This is a genomic window from Streptomyces sp. SGAir0957, assembly GCF_043523415.1.
The window spans coordinates 167,458-186,530 of record NZ_CP027293.1; the positions used below are offsets into that span (position 1 = coordinate 167,458).

Annotated in this window: 1 protein-coding gene; it reads right to left on the reverse strand. The window is 74.1% G+C overall.

What is annotated here, in order from left to right; genetic code table 11:
* Positions 1-19: 19 nt before the first annotated feature.
* Positions 20-18,793, reverse strand: a complete 18,774-nt coding sequence (locus tag C1N81_RS06465; RefSeq protein WP_394427654.1) for a non-ribosomal peptide synthase/polyketide synthase — start codon at positions 18,791-18,793, stop codon at positions 20-22.
* Between the last annotated feature and the right edge of the window lie 280 nt (positions 18,794-19,073).

A 19,073-nucleotide genomic window follows, 5' to 3' on the forward strand; every position in this document is an offset into this window, starting at 1 on the left:
CTGTCCGCCGGGCCGGGCGTCACGCCTGGCCCGGTGCGGTGTCGGTCGGGGTCAGTTCGCGCGCCGCGAGGGACCAGATCTGTCGGACGACGTCCGGGTTCAGGAGCATCTCGCGGTGGGCGCAGTCGAGCGTGTGCTCCCGTATCTCGCCGGAGACGAAGGGGCGCCACAGGCCTGCCTTCGTCTCGGAGTCGGCGGAGACGAGCAGCAGGGTGCCGGTGGTCTTCCGGGTCCGGTGCGCCAGCAGGATGCGGGTGTTGTTCCGGACGATGCGGAGGTAGGCCTCGTGCTCCTCGCCGGTGAGCGCGCCCGCCACCGTCTCCTCCTGTTCGGCGAAGCCCGCCCGCTGTTCGGCGGTGGCGGGGCCGTCCACGGGGCTGGAGTCGAGGAGGATCAGGGCGGCCACCTCCTCCCCCGCGTCCTGGAGCTGGGCCGCCATCTCCTGGACGACGTTGCCGCCGAAGGACCAGCCGAGCAGGTGGTAGGGGCCGGTGGGCTGCACGGTGCGGATCTGTGCGACGTAGTCGGCGGCCATCCGGGCCAGCGAGTCGGGCAGTTCCGTCGCGCCGGTGTCCATGCCACGGGGGCGCAGGGCGTAGAGCGGCTGGTCGCCCGGGGCGGCGTCGGTGAGCCAGCCGTACTCCCAGCCGAGGCCCAGCACGGTGTGGGCGCAGAAGAGCGGCGGCCGGTCGCCCGACGCCCGCATGGGCACGAGCACGTCCGCGCTCCCCTGCCGTCCCTCGCGGGCGATCCAGGCCAGCAGGCCCGCGACGGTGGGCGCCTCGAACACGGCCCGGACCGGGACGTCGGCGCCGATGACCACCTTGATGCGGTTGACGAGCCGTACGGCGAGCAGCGAGTGGCCGCCGAGGGCGAAGAAGCTCGCGTCGACGCCGACGGGTGAGACGCCGAGCACCTGCTCGAAGACGGAGCACAGCAGTTGTTCGCGCAGGGTGAGCGGGCCCCGGCCGCCGGTCGCGAGGGCGGTGTAGTCGGGGGCGGGCAGCGCGGCCCGGTCGAGTTTGCCGTTGGGGGTGAGCGGCAGCGTGTCGAGGGGGGTGAGGACCGGCGGCACCAGGTGTTCCGGGAGCCGGTCGGCCAGGTACTCGCGCACCTGCCTCACCAGGTCCGCCCCGTCGTCGTCCGCGACCGCCGGGACGAGGTAGCCGACGAGGGCGGGTTCGCCGCCCGGGTCCTCACGGGTGACGACGGCCGCCTGGGCGATCTTCGGGTGGGTGGCCAGGACCGCCTCGACCTCGCCCGGCTCGATGCGGAAGCCGCGGATCTTCACCTGGTCGTCCGCGCGGTCGAGGAACTCCAGGTGGCCCCCGGCGCTCCAGCGCACGATGTCGCCGGTGCGGTACATCCGCTCGCCCGCCGGTCCGTACGGGCAGGCGACGAAGCGCTCGGCGGTGAGCACCGGGCGGCCCAGGTAACCGCGGGCCAGGCCCGCACCGGCGACGTACAGTTCGCCGGCGGTGCCGGGCGGCACGGGCAGGAGTCCGTCGTCGAGGACGTACGCCCTGATGTTGCGCAGGGGGCGTCCGATGGGCACGGTGTCGCCGTCCTGGTCGGTGTCGCACGGCCAGGCGGTGACGGCGATGGACGCCTCCGTGGGGCCGTAGAGGTTGCGCAGCGGTACGCCCAGGGTCTCCCGGACGCGGTCGCGCACGGCCGCCGGGAGCGCCTCGCCGAGGCAGAGGATCGTCCGCAGGCCGGTGCACCGCTCGGCGGCGCCGCCATCGAGGAACGCCCGCAGCACGGAGGGGACGAACTGGGCGACGCTCACCCGTTCCCGTTCGATGAGCGAGGCCAGGTACGCGGGGTCCGGGTGGGCGCCGGGGCCGCTCAGGACCACCGCCGCGCCGTTGAGCAGCGGCCAGAAGATCTCCCACACCGAGGCGTCGAAGCCGAACGACGCCCGTTGCACCATGCGGTCGGCCGGTTCGAGGCGGTACTCGTCCTGCATCCAGGCCAGTTGGTTGACCACGCCGAGGTGCGGGACGCAGACGCCCTTCGGGGTGCCGGTGGAGCCGGAGGTGTACATCACGTAGGCCGGATGGTGCGGCCGCAGCGGTGTGCCGCGGTCGGCGTCGGTGACCGGCGCGGGGGCCGGGCCGCCCCGGAGAGCGTCGGCCAGGGGCCCGTCGAGGTCGATCCACCGCGCCGGTGTGCCGTCCTCCGTGCCGCCGAGCCGGGCCGTGGTCTCCACGGTGCTCAGCACGAGGACCGGCGAGGCGTCGGTGAGTACGAGGTCGGTACGGTGTCGCGGCTGGCCGGGGTCGACGGGCAGATAGGCGGCGCCGGTCTTCACGACGGCCACCAGCGCGACGATCTGGTCCACCGACCGGTCGAGGGCCACGCCGACCAGGGTCTCCGGGGCGGCGCCGAGGCCGATCAGATGCCGGGCGAGCCGGTCGGAGCGCTCGTCGAGCTCGGCGTAGGTGATCTCGGCGCCGTCGCGGACCAGTGCCACGGCGTCGGGGGTGCGGGCGGCCTGCGCCGCGAAGCGCTCGGCGAGGGTGTCGTCGGGGAGCGGGCCAGTGGTGTCGTTCCACTCCTCGGTGACGCGCCGCCGTTCGGCGTCGTCGAGGAGCCCGACGCGGGTCACCGGCAGCGAGGGGTCGGCGGCGACCGTCTCCAGGACCCGCAGGAGCCGGGCCGTGAGCGTCTCGACGGTGGAGCGGTCGAAGAGCTCGGTGGCGTAGACGACCTCGCCGTCGAGCCCCGCGGGCGCGCCGGACTCGTCGAAGCTCTCCCGGACCTCGAAGTCGAGGTCGAACCGGGCCGTCAGCGCTCCGGTCGGCTCCTCGCGCACCTGGACACCGGGCAGACTGAGCGTGCCCCGGTGGTTGTTCTGCACGGCGAGCATCACCTGGAACAGCGGGTTGCGGGCCATGGAGCGGGCGGGGGCCAGCTCCTCCACAAGCCGCTCGAAGGGGACGTCCTGGTACTCGAAGGCGTCCAGGCCGGTCGTGCGCACCCGGTCGAGGAGTTCCAGGAAGTCGGGGTCGCCGGAGAGGTCGGTGCGCAGCACGAGGGTGCCCGCGAAGAAGCCGACGAGGTCGTCCAGGGCCTGGTCCGTGCGGCCCGCGACGGGGCTGCCCATCACGATGTCCCGGCCGGCGCCGCTCTTGGAGAGCAGGACCGCGACCGCCGCGTGCAGCAGCATGAACATCGTCACGCCCTGCCCGAGCGCGAGTTCCGCCAGCCGTGCGTGCAGGGGCGCCGGGACAGTCAGCGGCACCAGTCCTGCCCGGTGGTCCGAGACCGCCGGACGGGGCCGGTCCGTGGGGAGGTCGAGTTCCTGGGGCGCGCCCCGCAGCCGCTCCTTCCAGTGGGCGACCTGCGTGGCGAGCACGCTGTCGGGGTCGTCCGCGTCGCCGAGGAAGTCGCGCTGCCACAGGGTGTGGTCGGCGTACTGGACGGGCAGCGGCTCCCATTCCGGGGCGCGTCCCGCGGCGCGGGCCCGGTAGGCATGGGAGAGGTCGCGCCACAGCGGGCCCATCGACCATCCGTCGCCGGCGATGTGGTGGACGGTGACCGAGAGCGCCCACTCGCCCGGCCGCAGGGAGAACAGGGCGGCCTTCAGCGGCAGTTCGCGGGCCAGGTCGAAGGAGTGGGTGGCGAGCCCGTCGAGATGGCCCGCCAGTTCCTCCTCGGTGACGGCGGTGACCGGCAGCTCCACGGCCGCCTCGCCGACGGGCACGATGTGCTGGCACGGCTCGTCGTCGACCAGCGGGAAGGTGGTGCGCAGGCTCTCGTGCCGGGCGACGACGTCGGCGAGGGCCGTCCGCAGCAGCTCGGGGTCGAGATCGCCGGTGAGACGCAGGACGAGGCCGATGTTGTAGAGGTGGTTGGGCCCTTCGATACGGTCCACGAACCAGAGGCGGCTCTGCCCGTAGGAGACCGGCACCACGGCAGGCCGCTCCCTCGGCACCAGGGCGGGCCTGGCCCGGCCCTCGGCCCGGGTCAGCTGACGGGCAAGCCCTGACACGGTCGGGTTCTCGAAGACCGCGGCCACCGACGTCTCGGCGCCCAGCACGGCGCGGATACGGCTGACCAGCCGGACCGCGAGCAGGGAGTGCCCGCCGAGGGCGAAGAAGTCGTCGTCGACGCCGACGCGGGGCAGGCGCAGCACGTCGGCGAAGACGACGCCGAGCAGCTCCTCGTACGGGGTGGCCGGGCCGCGTGCGACGCTGACCGCCGCCATCGGGTCGGGGACGGGCAGGCCCGCCCGGTCGACCTTCCCGTTCGGGGTGAGCGGCAGCCGGTCCAGGACGGTCACGAAGGGCGGCACCAGGTGGTCCGGCAGCCGGTCGGCGACGAACTGCCGGATGCGGTCGGCCAGTTCACGGCCCGCCACGGCCGGGTCCGCCGGCGCGGCGTAGGCGGCAAGGCGCTTGTCGCCCGGGGTGTCCTCGCGGACGACGACCACGGCCTGGGCCACGTCGGGGTGGGCGGAGACGGTGGCCTCCACCTCTCCGGGCTCGACGCGGAAACCGCCGATCTTGGCCTGGTCGTCGGCACGGCCGACGAACTCCAGGACGCCGTCGGCCCGCCACCGCACGAGGTCGCCGGTGCGGTACATCCGGGCGCCGCCGTCCTCGAACGGGCAGGCCGTGAACCGTTCGGCGGTCAGGCCCGGACGGCCCGCGTAGCCGCGGGCGAGGCCGTCGCCCGCGATGTACAGCTCGCCGGGGACTCCGACGGGGACGGGCCGCAGGGCGGTGTCGAGGACGTAGGCGCGGGTGCGGGCCAGCGGCCGGCCCAGCGGGATCGCCCGGCCGCTGTCGACGTCCTCGCGGGTGACGGGGTGGGTGTGGGTGTAGGTGATGCTCTCGGTGGGCCCGTAGCCGTTCATCAGGCGGGTGCCGGGCAGGGCGTCGAACAGGGCCCGGCAGTGCTCGACGGAGAGCGCCTCGCCGCCGGTCAGGACGGAGCGGACGCCGCTCAGCGCCTCCACGTCGAGGTCGATCACCTGGTGCAGCAGGCCCGTGGGGAGCAGGGCGACGGTGACCCGGTGCCGGGCGAGGTAGTCGCGGATGTCGGCGACGGACGGTGAGCCGGCCGGTCCCACGGCGAGGGTGGCGCCGTTGAGCAGCGTGGCCCAGATGTCGAACGTGGTGGAGTCGAAGGAGACCGACCCGAGATGGGAGACGACGTCGCCCTCGCGCAGGTCGGCGTAGTCGGCGGGGCGGACCAGCCGGTCGACGGCGCGGTGGGTGGCGACGACGCCCTTGGGGGTGCCGGTGGAGCCGGAGGTGTAGATGGTGTAGGCCGCGGAGTCCAGGTGCGCGGGGGTGGCCGTGGGCACGGCGTCCTGCGCGGCCACCGCGGCGCGGGTCGAGGGGTCGTCGAGGACGATGCGGGGCGGCCCGCCGGCTGCCGCGGGCAGCCGGTCGGCCATGCCGGTGGTGGTGAGGAGGGCGGTGGGCGCGGCGTCGCGCAGCATCAGTTCGATACGGGCTTCGGGGTAGCCCACGTCGACGGGGAGGTAGGCGCCGCCGGTCTTCAGGACGGCGAGGAGCGCGGTGATCGTCTCCGGCGACCGTTCCATGGCGACGGCGACGAGGCGCCCGGGGCCCGCGCCGTGCCGGGTCAGGTACTGGGCGAGCCGGTCGGAGGCGGCGTCGAGTTCGGCGTACGTCATCCGCGCGTCGTCGGCGACCAGGGCGGGGGCGTCCGGCGTACGGGCGGCCTGGATCCGGAAGCGGTCGGGGACGGTGGCGGCCGGCTCGGCCCGTTCGGTGCGGTTCCACCCGGTGAGGACGCGGTGGTGGTCGGCGGGGTCGAGCAGGGTGATGTCACGGACGCGCTGGGCGGGGTCGGCGACGACGGCCCGCAGGACGAGCAGGAGACGGTCGATGAGGGACTGGACCGTCGCACGGTCGAAGAGGTCGGCGGCGTAGGTGATGCCGCCGTCGATCCCGGCGGGCACTCCCTCGTCGTCGAACTGTTCGGCGACGTGGAGGTCGAGGTCGAACTTGGCGCGGCCCAGTTCCGTGGGGAGCGCCTCGACTTGCAGGCCCGGCAGGTCGATGGAGGCGGAGGGCACGTTCTGCACGGCGAGCAGGATCTGGAAGAGGGGGTGGCGGGCGCGGGACCGCGTCGGTGCCAGCTCCTCCACCAGCCGCTCGAACGGGACGTCCTGGTGGCCCAGGGCGCCCAGGGCCGACCTGCGGACCCTGCCGAGCACCTCGGTGAAGGTCGGGTCGCCGGAGAGGTCGGTGCGCAGCACGAGGGTGTTGACGAAGAAGCCGATCAGGTCGTCGGCGGCCTCGTCGGTGCGGCCCGCCACGGGGCTGCCGATGGGAATGTCCTGGCCGGCGCCGAGCCGGGAGAGCAGGACGGCGAGCGCCGCCTGCCACACCATGAAGGTGGTCGCTCCCTGGGCGACGGCGAGTTCCGTCAGGCGTGCGTGCAGGTCGGCGGGGGCGCTCATGGGAACCCAGCCGCCTTCGCGGCTCGCCACCGCGGGCCGCGGCCGGTCGGTGGGCAGGTTCAACTCCTCGGGGCTGCCGCTCAGCGCGTCCCGCCAGAAGGCGACCTGGCCTGCGAGGAGGCTGTCGGGTTCGTCGCCGTCACCGAGCAGCTCGCGCTGCCACAGGGTGTGGTCGGCGTACTGCACGGGCAGCGGCTCCCAGTCCGGTGCGCGGCCCGCCCGGCGGGCGGTGTACGCGGCGGACAGGTCGCGCAGCAGCGGGACCATCGACCAGCCGTCGGCGACGATGTGGTGCGTGACCAGGACAAGGACGGCCTCGTCCGTGTCGGGTCCGTCCACGTCGAGGAGAGTGGCCCGTACGGGCGGTCCCGCGGTGAGATCGAAGACGTGGCCGGCGGCCTCGTCGACGCGGGCGTCCAGCTCGTCGCGGTCCACGGACTCGACGGCGAAGTACGGGGGGAAGTCGTCGAGGGAGACGATGTCCTGATACGGGTCGCCGTCGGCGTGCAGGAACCGGGTGCGCAGACTCTCGTGCCGGGTGAGCAGATCGGTCCAGGCCGCCCGGAGCGCGCCGGTGTCGAGCGTGCCCGTCAGCCGCAGCGCGATCGGGATGTTGTAGAGCGGCCCGGCGGCTTCGAGCCGGTCCACGAACCACAGGCGGCGCTGGGCGTACGAGAGCGGCACCCGGCGGGGCCGGGGGGCGGCGACGAGGGCGGGCCGCAGCACGCCGCTGGAACCGGCCTCCTCGACGGTCACGGCGAGACCGGCGACGGTGGACGTCTCGAAGACCTCGTGCACGGGGATCTCGACGCCGAGGACGCTGCGGATACGGCTGACGAGGCGCACCGCCAGCAGGGAGTGGCCGCCGAGGGCGAAGAAGTCGTCGTCCACACCGACCCGGGGCACGCCCAGGACCTGTGCGAAGACGGAGCAGAGGAGTTCCTCGCGCAGCGACGGCGGCCGGCGCGACGCCTCGGTGCCCACGGCCTCGGGGGCGGGCAGGGCCGCCCGGTCCACCTTGCCGTTGGCGGTCAGCGGCAGCCGGTCCAGTACGACGACGGCGTCCGGCACCAGGTACTCGGGCAGCCGTCCGGCGACGAACTCGCGGACGTCCGGGAGGGTTTCGCCGGGCGCCGCGGTCACGTGGGCCACGAGGCGCTTGTCCCCCGGGGTGTCCTCGCGGACGGTGACGACGGCCTGGGCGACGGCGGGGTGTCCGGCCAGGAGCTTCTCGACCTCGCCGGGCTCGACGCGGAAGCCGCGGATCTTCACCTGGTCGTCGGCCCGTGAGACGAACTCGAGGGCGCCGTCGGCGCGTCGGCGCACGATGTCGCCGGTGCGGTACATGCGGGCGCCGGGGACGTCGAACGGGCAGGCCACGAACCGCTCGGCGGTGAGTCCGGGACGGGCCACGTAGCCGCGGGCGAGTCCGGCACCCGCGATGTACGCCTCGCCCGCGACGCCGACCGGGACCGGTTCGAGGCTGTCGTCGAGGACGTACACGCTCGTGTTGTCCATGGCGCGGCCGATGGACACGGTGTCGCCGAGGGCGTCGGGGTCGGTGAGGGGGATCTGGGTGGCGATGACGGTCGCCTCGGTCGGCCCGTAGCTGCTGCGGACGGTGATGCCGGGGGCGGCTTCCAGGACGCGGCGGACCGCCTCCTTGGGGACGATGTCGGCGCCGGTGAGCACGTCGTGGACGCCGGCGAACGCGGCCGGGTCCTCCTCGGCGATGACCCGGAACAGACCCGCTGTCAGGTGGGCGTGGGTGAGCCCGTGGTCGGCGACGAGGGAGCGCAGGCGGGCGGCGTCGGTCCGGCCGGGCGGGGTGACGATGAGGGTGCCGCCGGTCAGCAGCCGTACCCACACCTCGACGGTCGAGCCGTCGAAGGTGTGCGGCGCGGCGAACATGCCGCGGGCGGTGCCGGGGAACTGCCAGCAGCGGTCGCCCGCGAGGTCCACGATGTCGCGGTGGGTGATGCCGATGCCCTTGGGCTCGCCGGTGGAGCCCGACGTGAACATGGTGTAGGCGAGCTGGTCGGGCAGACTGCGTCCGGCGACGGTGCCCGCGGGCCGGTCGGCCCATGCGTCGTCCCCCTCGTCGGCGACGACGACGGTGGCGAACACGCCGCGCGCCTCCTCGGCGTACCGGGCGTCGGCCAGACACACCTCGGCTCCGCTGCGGGCGGCCATGTCGGCGGTGCGGGCGGCGGGCTGGGCGGGGTCGAGCGTGAGGTAGGCGCCGCCCGCCTTGAGGACGGCCAGCAAGGTGGTGACCACGTCCGGGGAGCGGTCCATCACGACGGCGACGACGCTCTCCGGGCCGACGCCGAGGTCGATGAGGTGGTGGGCGAGCCGGTTGGAGCGGGCGTCCAGCTCTCCGTAGGTGACCGGTCCGGCCCCGGTGTCGAGAGCGACGGCCTTCGCCGCGCGGGAGGCGCGGATGGCGAACAGTTCGGGGACGGTGAGCGCCAGGGTGTCGCTGCGGGCTCCGTTCGACTCGGTGAGCAGGCGCCGCCGCTCGGCGGGGTCGAAGACGTCGATACGGGAGACCGGCCGGGCCGGGTCGGCGGTGGCGGCCTCCAGGACGCGCAGCAGCCGGGCGACGAGGGTCTCGGCGGTGGAGTGGTCGAAGAGGTCGGTGGCGTAGGTGAGACCGCCTGCCATGCCGCTCGGCGCGCCGTCCTCGTCGTGGAGTTCGACGACCTGGACGTCGAGGTCGACCTTGGCCGTGGTGGGTTTGCCGGGCCCCGCGTCGACGTCGAGGCCGGGCAGCGTGACGTGGGCCTGCGGCATGTTCTGCACGGCGACCAGGACCTGGAAGAACGGGACACGGTCGGTGTAGCGGGCGGGTGCCAGCTTCTCCACCAGGCGGTCGAAGGGGATGTCCTGGTGGTCGAGGGCGTCCAGGGCCGTCGTGCGGACCCGGGCGAGCACGTCGGTGAAGGTGGGGTCGCCGGACACGTCGGTGCGGAGCACGAGGGTGTTGAGGAAGAACCCGACCAGGTCCTCCAGGGACTCGTCGGTACGGCCCGCGACGGGGCTGCCCAGCGGAATGTCCTCGCCCGCGCCGAGGCGCGACAGCAGCACGGCCACCGCCGCCTGCCACACCATGAACATCGTCACGCCCTCGGAGCGCGCCAGGGCGGCCATCCGCGCGTGCAGATCGGCGGGGACCTCGATGTCGGCCCAGCCTCCGCCGCGTCCGGGCCTCTCCGGCCGGGGCCGGTCGAACGGCAGGGCGATCTCGTGGGGGACGCCGTCGAGGGCGGCCCGCCAGTGCTCGACCTGCGCGCCGAGCCGGCTGTCGGCGGCGTCCTCCTCGCCGAACAACCGCTGCTGCCACAGCGCGTAGTCGGCGTACTGGACGGGCAGCGGCGGGAAGTCCGGGGCCTTCCCCGACAGGCGGGCCGCGTAGGCGGTCGAAACGTCGCGCCACAGGGGCGCCAGGGACCAGCCGTCACCGGCGATGTGGTGCACGACCAGCACCAGGACGGAGCTGTCCTCGCTGGTTGTCAACAGCGTTGCCCGAAGAGGGAGTTCACTGGCCAGGTCGAAGACGTGACCGGAGAACTCTTCGATCCGCCCCTCCAGCTCACCGGCCGCGACCGGCACCACCGCACACTCCACCCGCGCCTCGTCCACCGGCACGATCTCCTGATACGGCTCCCCCTCCACCTGCGGGAACCGCGTCCGCAACGCCTCATGACGCCCCACCACATCACCCAGCGCCGCACGCAACGCCACCACATCAACCCGCCCCGACAACCGCACCACCAACGGAATGTTGTACAGCGCGCTCGCACCCTCCAACCGGTCCACGAACCACAACCGACGCTGCGCATACGACAACGGCAACCGCTCCGGCCGCTCCCCCGCCACCACCGCCGGACGCGCCTGAGCGCCTACTTTCTCGTCCAGCAGGGCGGCCAGTCCGGCGATGGTCGGTGTCTCGAAGAGATCCCGGATGAGCAGTTCGACGCCGAGGACGGCCCGGATGCGGCTGACAAGGCGCACGGCTTGCAGGGAGTGGCCGCCGAGGGCGAAGAAGTCGTCGTCGGGGCCCACCTCCCGCACGCCGAGCACCTGCGCGAAGACGGAGCGGAGCAGTTCCTCGCGCAGCCCCGTGCCGCGCCGGGCGAGGGCATCGGACGGCCGGGCGTCCGGCTCCGGTGCGGCCTCGGCGTCGGGGGCGGGGTCGGGGTCGGGCGTCACGATGTGTACGCGGCCCTCGTCGTCCCAGCGGGCTTGTGCGCCGGTGGGTCGCATGACGGACTCCTCCTCGGTGAACGGGCAGACGACCGTGGCGTCCTCGGACGCGTCGCAGGTGGTGTAGAGCGCTCCGACGACGCCGGGCGGCACCGGCATGAGGTGCTCGTCGAGGACGAAGACCCGGGCGTCAGGGCCTGCGATCTCCGGCTGCCGCCGCGACCACTCCCCCACCACCCGCCGCCGCTCGGCCTCGTCGAGCACGTCGACGGTGTGCACGGGCCGCTCCGGAGCGTCGGCCACGGCGTCGAGGACGCGCACCAGCCGGGCGGTCAGGGCCTCGGCGGTCGAGTGGTCGAAGAGGTCGGCCGCGTAGACGAGTTGGCCCTCCATACCGGCGGGGCGGCCCTCGGTGTCGAAGTCCTCGGCGACCTGCAGGTCGAGGTCGAACTTGGCGTCGCGGACCGTGTGGGGCAGCACCTCCACGGCCGCTCCGTCCAGTGCCGGGACGAGGAGCGGGGTGGACTGCACTTCGAGGACGGTCTGGAAGAAGGGGTGACGCCCCATCGACCTGGGCGGCGCCAGTTCCTCCACCAGCCGCTCGAACGGGACTTCCTGCCGGTGCAGGGCGCTCAGCGTGTCCCGGCGGACCCGGCCGAGCAGGTCGGTGAAGGCGGGGTCGCCGGACACGTCGGTGCGCAGGATGAGCGTGTTGACGAAGCACCCGACCAGATCGCCGAGGGAGTCGTCGGTACGGCCCGCGACGGGGCTGCCCAGCGGAATGTCCTCGCCCGCGCCGAGGCGCGACAGCAGCGCGGCCATCGCCGCCTGCCACACCATGAACATCGTCACGCCCTCGGAGCGCGCAAGGCGTGCCAGTCGCGCGTGCAGATCGGCCGGAACCCGGACGGGTACGGCCGCGCCCCGGTGCGTCTCCACGGACGGCCGCGGCCGGTCGGTGGGGAGGGACAGCTCCGCGGGCACACCCTCCAGCGCCGCGCGCCAGTGCGTGACCTCCTCCGCCAGCAGGCTCTCGGGGTCGGCCGCGTCGCCCAGCAGGTCGCGCTGCCACAGGGCGTAGTCGGCGTACTGCACCGGCAGCGGTGCCCAGGCGGGGGCGTGACCGGCCCGGCGTGCGATGTAGGCCGCGGACAGGTCACCCCACAGGGGTGCCAGGGACCAGCCGTCACCGGCGATGTGGTGCACGACCAGCACGAGGACGGAGCTGTCTTCGCCCGGCGTCAACAGCGTTGCTCGAAGGGGGAGTTCACTGGCCAGGTCGAAGACGTGACCGGAGAACTCCTCGATCCGCCCCTCCAGCTCACCGGCCGCGACCGGCACCACCGCACACTCCACCCGCGCCTCGTCCACTGGCACGATCTCCTGATACGGCTCCCCCTCCACCTGCGGGAACCGCGTCCGCAACGCCTCATGACGCGCCACCACATCACCCAGCGCCGCACGCAACGCCGCCACATCAATACGCCCCGACAACCGCACCACCAACGGAATGTTGTACAGCGCGCTCGCACCCTCCAACCGGTCCACGAACCACAACCGACGCTGCGCGTACGACAACGGCAACCGCTCCGGCCGCACCCCCGCCACCACCGCCGGACGTGCCCGCGCGCCCGTCCACTCCCCCATCCGTGCCGCCAGTCGCGTGGCCGTGGGGTCCTCGAAGACCGCGTGCACGGGGATCTCGACGTCCAGTACGGCACGGACACGGCCGACCAGGCGGACGGCGAGCAGCGAGTGGCCGCCGAGCGCGAAGAAGTCGTCGTCCGCACCGACCCGGGGCACGCCCAGGACCTGTGCCATGGCGGCGCAGATCAGTTCCTCGTACGTGCCCGCGGGGCGCCCGGCACCGGCGTCGGCGGCCGGGTCGGGGACGGGCAGCGCCGCCCGGTCGAGTTTGCCGTTGACCGACAGCGGCAGCCGCTCCAGGGCCACGAACGCGGACGGCACCAGGTGGGCCGGGAGCCGGGCCGCGAGGTGGTCGCGCAGCACGGTGGAGAGTCCGGCGGCGCGGGGGTCGCCGGGCTCCTTCGGCACGACGTAGGCGACGAGGCGCTTGTCGCCCAGGGCGCCGGGAACGTCGTCCCGGGCGACGACTGCGGCGTGCGCGACGCCTTCGTGCTCGGTGAGCCGCGTCTCGATCTCGCCCGGTTCGATGCGGAAGCCGCGGATCTTGACCTGGTCGTCGGTGCGCCCGACGTACAGCAGGCGGCCGTCGGAGGTGCGGCGCACGGTGTCACCGGTGCGGTACATCCGGGTGCCGGCGGCACCGTAGGGGTCGGCCACGAAGCGTTCGGCACTGAGGCCGGGCAGGCCCACGTAGCCGCGCGCCACACCGGCGCCCGCGACGTACAGGTCGCCGTCGACGCCGTCGGGGACGGGACGCAGCCGGGCGTCCAGGACGTACAGGCGGACGCCGGGCAGGGCGCGGCCGATGGTCGGGGCGGCGCCGGGCCGCAGCGGGCCGTCGGCGGCGGCGATGACGCTGATCTCGGTCGGGCCGTAGGCGTTGCCGAACCAGCGGTCGGCGCCCCAGCGGTCCACGAGGCTCTGGCCGAGGGCCTCGCCCGCGACCAGCAGCGTGCGCACGGAGGCCAGCCGGTGGTCGTCGGTGACCATGCCGAGGACGGTCGGCGGGAGTTGCAGGTGGGTGACCGCGTGGCGTGCGACGAGGTCCTCGAGTCCCGCGCCGGGCAGCAGCCGGGCGGCCGGGGCGACGACGAGACGGGCCCCGGCGGCGAAAGCCGTCATGATCTCCCAGGTCGCGACGTCGAAGCCGATCGAGGCGAACTGCAGCAGACGGCTCTCGGCGGTCAGGCCGGGCCAGCGGAACGCGAGGAGGTTGACCGCGCCGGAGTGCGGGACGACGACGCCCTTGGGGGTGCCGGTGGAGCCGGAGGTGTAGATGACGTACGCCGGGTGGGCGGGGCGGAGCGGACTGGTCCGCTCGTCCTGGGTGATCGGCTCCGGTGCGTGCGCCGCGACGGCGGAGCGGACAGCGGGGTCGTCCACGACGATCGGCGCGGCGACGGACGCGGGCAGGGACGCGGCGTGGGCCGTGCCGGTGAGGACGGCGGCAGGGGCGGCGTCGGCGTACAGGTGGGCGATGCGTTCGGCGGGCTGGTCCGGGTCGACGGGGACGTACGCGGCACCGGACTTGAGGACCGCGAGGAGCGCGACGACGAGGTCCGGCGACCGGTCCAGGAGGAGCATGACCCGGTCCTCCGGGCCGACGCCCCGGCCGATCAGGTGACGGGCGAGCCGGTTGGCGCGGGCGTCGAGCCCGGCGTAGTCCAGCTCCTCGGGTGCGTCGTCGTGGTCGTAGGTGAGCGCGACGGCTTGCGGGGTGGCTGCCGCGCGGTCGGCGAAGACGTCGACGAGGGTACGGTCCGCGTCGGAGCGCCCGGTGCCGTTCCCCTCGGTGAGGATGCGGTGCCGCTCGGCGTCGGGGAGGACGTCGAGGTCGGCCAGCGGGGTGCCCGACGCGTGTTCGAGGGCGTCGACGACGCGCTCGGTGGTGGCGTGAAGGAGCCGGGAGACGAGTGCGGGGTCGAGCGGGGCGGCCGCCTGGACGTCGAATGCGAGCGCCTGCCCGTCGTCGTCGACGGAGACGAGCAGCGGGTAATTGGTGCGCTCCCGGAAGGCAAGGAGTTCCGTGCCGGGCGGCAGGACCGTGCCGGGGCCGCCCGAGGCGTTGTGCCGGTAGTTGAACACGGCGGTGAACAGCGGTGCGGGCGCCCGCACTCCGCCCGCGCGCTGGGCGACGGCGAGCGAAGCGTGTTCGTGCACCATGAGCTCCGCGAGCTGGTGGTGCATCGCGTCGAGCGCCCCGCCGACGTCGGTCCCCGCCGTGCGGGCGCGGACCGGGAGGGTGTTGATGAAGAGGCCGGGCACGTCGCCCGCGCCCTCGCCGGACTGCATACGGCCGAGGAGGAGGGTGCCGAAGACGACGTCGTCGCGTCCGGACACGGCGGCGAGGACCCGCGACCACACGACGTGCAGGACGGTCGCGGCGCTCACTCCGGCGCGCCGGGCCTGTGCGCGCAGCCGGGCCGCCACCGGTGCGTCGAGGACGGTGCGGTGTTCCGTGACGTCGCTTCCGTCGCCCCGTCCCTCCAGTACGCCGAAGGCGGCGGTGGGTTCGGTGACGTCGCCGAGGAGCCGGCCGAAGTAGGCGCTGTGTTCCTCGGGGGGCGTGCTGAGCAGTGCGCGGCCGACGAAGTCACGGTAGGGACGTGGCGTGGGCAGGCTTTCGCCCCGGCCCGCGAGTACGGCGGTGGCCTCGCGCAGCACAAGGTCGAGCGTGGTGTGGTCCTGGGTGATGTGGTGCATGCGCAGGGCGAGCAACCTGCGGCCGGTCCCGGGTTCGGTGGCGGTCCTGGCGTCCATCAGCGGGGCGCGGCACAGGTCCAGCGGCTCGCCGTCGTGGGCCAGGAGGCGTTCGACGGGGTCCGGCCCCTCCCCCAGGTCGGTTTCAGTGACGGGCAGTTCGGCGTGCCGGTGCACGATCTGCACGGGGTGCGGCAGGCCCGTCCAGGCCAGGGAGGTGCGCAGGACGTCGTGCCGCTCAATCACCTGGGCCAGGGCCGCGAGGAAGGAGTCGAGCGCCCGCGGGGTGTCGAAGGCCAGGACGTAGCGGACGACGTAGGGGTCGCCGTCGTCGGTGGTTCCCGCGGTACCTCCTCCGGTGCCGTCTCCGATGGCCGTCCCGGCGTGGAGCCGGTGGTGGAAGAAGAGCCCCTCCTGAAGCGGCCCGAGGGGGTAGATGTCGGCGACACCTGCCGCGCCGTCGGGCAGGGCGTCGGTGACGGTGCGCAGTTCGTCCTCGGTGAGGCCCGCGAGGGGGACCATGTCCGGGGTGAGGCGGGTGGCGTCGGGCGGGACGGTGCCCTCGGGAAGCCGTACGGGTTCGGCGCCCGCCGCCGCGGCGAGCCGGGCGGGCGTCGGGGCGGTGAACAGGGTCCGCATGTCGACGCGGACGCCCTCGGCCCGGAGGCGGTCGAGCAGGCGTACGGCGAGCATGGAGTGGCCGCCGAGCGCGAAGAAGTCGTCGTCGGCCCCGACCGAGGGCAGGTCCAGGACGTCGGCGAAGGCCGTGCAGAGCGTCTCCTCACGCGCGGTCGCGGGGCCGCGTCCGCCGCCGGTGGCGCTCTCCCGGCCCGGGGCGGGGAGCGCGGCACGGTCGAGCTTGCCGTTGGAGGTGAGCGGCAGCCGCTCCAGCGGTACGCAGACCGAGGGCACCATGTGGGCGGGCAGCAGCGTGGCGGCGTGCTCACGTGCCCGGCGCGCCAGCTCCGCGCCGTGCTCGCCGGTGGCGTCGGCCGGGTCGCGGGGCACCACGTAGCCGACGAGTCGCCGGTCGCCGTGGGTGTCGGTACGGAGCACGACGGCCGCCTGAGCGATCTGCCCGTGGTCCAGGAGTGCGGCTTCGACCTCGCCGGGTTCGATGCGGAAGCCGCGCAGTTTCACCTGGTCGTCGGCGCGGCCCAGATAGGTGAGGGTGCCGTCGGCGGCGCGGCGGGCCCGGTCGCCCGTGCGGTACATGCGCGTGCCCGGTTCGAAGGGGCAGGCCACGAAGCGCGCGGCGGTCGTCGCGGGCCGGTCCAGATAGCCGCGGGCCACGCCGGACCCGGTCACGTACATCTCGCCGGGCACGCCGGGCGGTACGGGCCGCAGCGCGTCGTCGAGGACGTGGACGCGGATGTGGTCGAGGGGGCGTCCGACGGGGCTGCCGCCGTGCGTGCCGGGCGCGTCGCCGGTACGGGGGTCCAGGTCGAGGTGGGTGACATGGACGGTGGTCTCGGTGATGCCGTACATGTTCACCAGGCGCGGGCCGTCGCCGCCGTGGCGGGCGTACCAGTCCGTGAGCCGCGCGGGGTCGAGCGCCTCGCCGCCGAACACGACGACCCGCAGGCGGGCGTCGAGCGCCGCGGCGTCCTGACGGGCGTCGGCCTGGTCGAGTTGTTGGAAGGCGGAGGGGGTCTGGCTGAGGACGGTGACGCCTTCACGGACCAGGAGGGCGTGGAAGTCGGCCGGGGAACGGGAGGTGTCATGGTCGACGACGACGAGCCGGCCGCCGGTGAGCAGGGCGCCCCACAGTTCCCAGACGGAGAAGTCGAAGGCGTAGGAGTGGAACCAGGTCCAGACGTCGTCGGTGCCGAAGCCGTACCGCTCGGCGGCGGACCGAAGCAGCGCCGTCACCTGGGCGTGTTCGACGACGACGCCCTTGGGGGCGCCGGTGGAGCCCGAGGTGTGGATGACGTAGGCCGGGTGCTCGGGACGCAGGGGGGCGCGGCGTTCGTCCTGGGTGAGCGGACCGGCGTCGCGGGCAGCGACGGCGGTACGGGTCTCGGGGTCGTCGAGCAGGACCCGGGGCAGGCCGGGAGCGGCGACGGTGTGCGCGGTCGTGCCGGCGGTGGTGATCAGGAGGGCGGGGGCGGCGTCGGTGAGGAGGGCCTCGGTCCGGGCGGCCGGGTGCGCGGGATCGACCGGGAGGTACGCGGCGCCCGCCTTCATGACCGCGAGCAGCGCGGTGACCAGCGCGGGGGTGCGCTCCAGCGACACCGCGACCCTGGTCTCCGGGCCCGCGCCGCGGGCGACGAGGTGACGCGCGAGGCGGTTCGAGTCGGCGTCCAGCTCGGCGTAGGTGAGCGCGGTCGCGCCGTGGCTGACGGCCGTCGCGTCGGGGTGGGCTGCGGCCTGGACGGCGAAGAGGTCCGGCACGGTCGCGCCGGGCGGCGGGGCCCCGGTGTCGCCCGCCGCGGCGAGCAGGGTCTCGTGTTCGGCGGACGAGAGGACGTCGACGGCATGCAGGGGGAGGTCCGGGGTGCGGGCGGCCTGCCGCAGGACGCTCAGGAGCCGGCCGGCGATCGCCTCGGCGGTGGCGCGGTCGAACAGGTCCGCGCTGTAGTGCAGTTCCACGCGCTGTCCTGCGGGGCGGCCCTGTTCGTCGAAACGTTCCTGGACCTGGACGTCGAGGTCGTACTTGGCCAGCGTGAGCCCGGCGAAGTCGGCGACGGCTTCGAGGCCGGGCAGGTCGACCGGGATCCGCGGGGTGTTGTGCAGGGTCAAATTGACCTGGAACAAGGGGTGCCGGGTCAGTGAACGGGCCGGGGCCAGCTCCTCCACGAGCCGCTCGAAGGGCACGTCCTGGTGGTTCATCGCGTCGACGACGGTGCCGCGCACCCGCCGGACGACCTCGGTGAAGGCGGGGTCGCCGCTCACGTCGGTGCGCAGGACGAGGGAGTTGACGAAGAATCCGACGAGGTCTTCGAGGTCGGCCTCGTCGCGTCCGGCGAACGGGCTGCCGATGGCGATGTCCTCGCCGGCGCCGAGCTTGGAGAGCAGGACGGCGAGCGCGGCGTGCCAGACCATGAACATGGTGGCGTTCTCGGCCCGCGCGAGTGCGGCGAGCCGGGCGTGCAGCTCGGCCGGGACGTCGAGACGTACGATCCCGCCTTCGTGCGCGGAGGCGACGGGGCGTGGCCGGTCGGCGGGCAGCGCGAGTTCCTCGGGGGCGCCCGCCAGCGCGGCACGCCAGTAAGCGAGTTGCTCGGTGAGCAGGCTGCCCGGGTCGTCGGCGTCGCCGAGCAGTTCGCGCTGCCACAGGGTGTAGTCGGCGTACTGCACGGGCAGCGGCGCGACGTCGGGTTCGGCTCCGCTCAACCGCGCCGCGTAGGCGACGGAGAGGTCCCGCCAGAGCGGGGCGGCGGACCAGCCGTCGGCGGCGATGTGGTGCAGGGCGATCACCAGCGCCGACGTCCGGTCGTCGACGGTCAGCAGCCGGGCGTGGAAGGGGATGCCGGCGGCCAGGTCGAAGACGTGCCGGGCGGTGCGGCCGATCTCGTCCTCCAGCTCGCCGGCCCCTACCTCGTCCTCGGTGAGCAGGTCGGGCAGGTCGCCGACGGGCACGATCTCCTGCACGGGCTCGCCGTCGACCTGGCGGAACCGGGTCCGCAGCGCCTCGTGGCGGGCGACCACGTCGTGCAGCGCCGCCCGCAGCGCGGCCACGTCCGGCCGCCCGGTCAGCCGCAGGACCAGCGGAACGGTGTAGAGGGCGCTCGGTCCCTCCAGCCGGTCCACGAGCCACAGCCGGCGTTGCGCATACGACGCAGGAATCACGTGCACTCCTCAATGCGGGCTGGGCCGTCCGTCAGGTCCGCGGGCCGTCCACGCGGGCGCGTCGCGGCCAGGTGCGGGCAAGGGTGATGCTGCTGAGAAGCGGGGGTTCCGAGCATCGGTGGGAGCCACAGTTACGAGCGGCGCGGGTGCGACGACGCCCGGCGGCGGGGCCCGTGGTCCGGTCGCGGGCGGGGGTGTGTCCGTAACGGCGGGGATCGTCGTTGCCGCCCGGCGCGCGGTTGCCTAGCGTGCCGGACCACCGTGGCGTGCCGGCCGACGC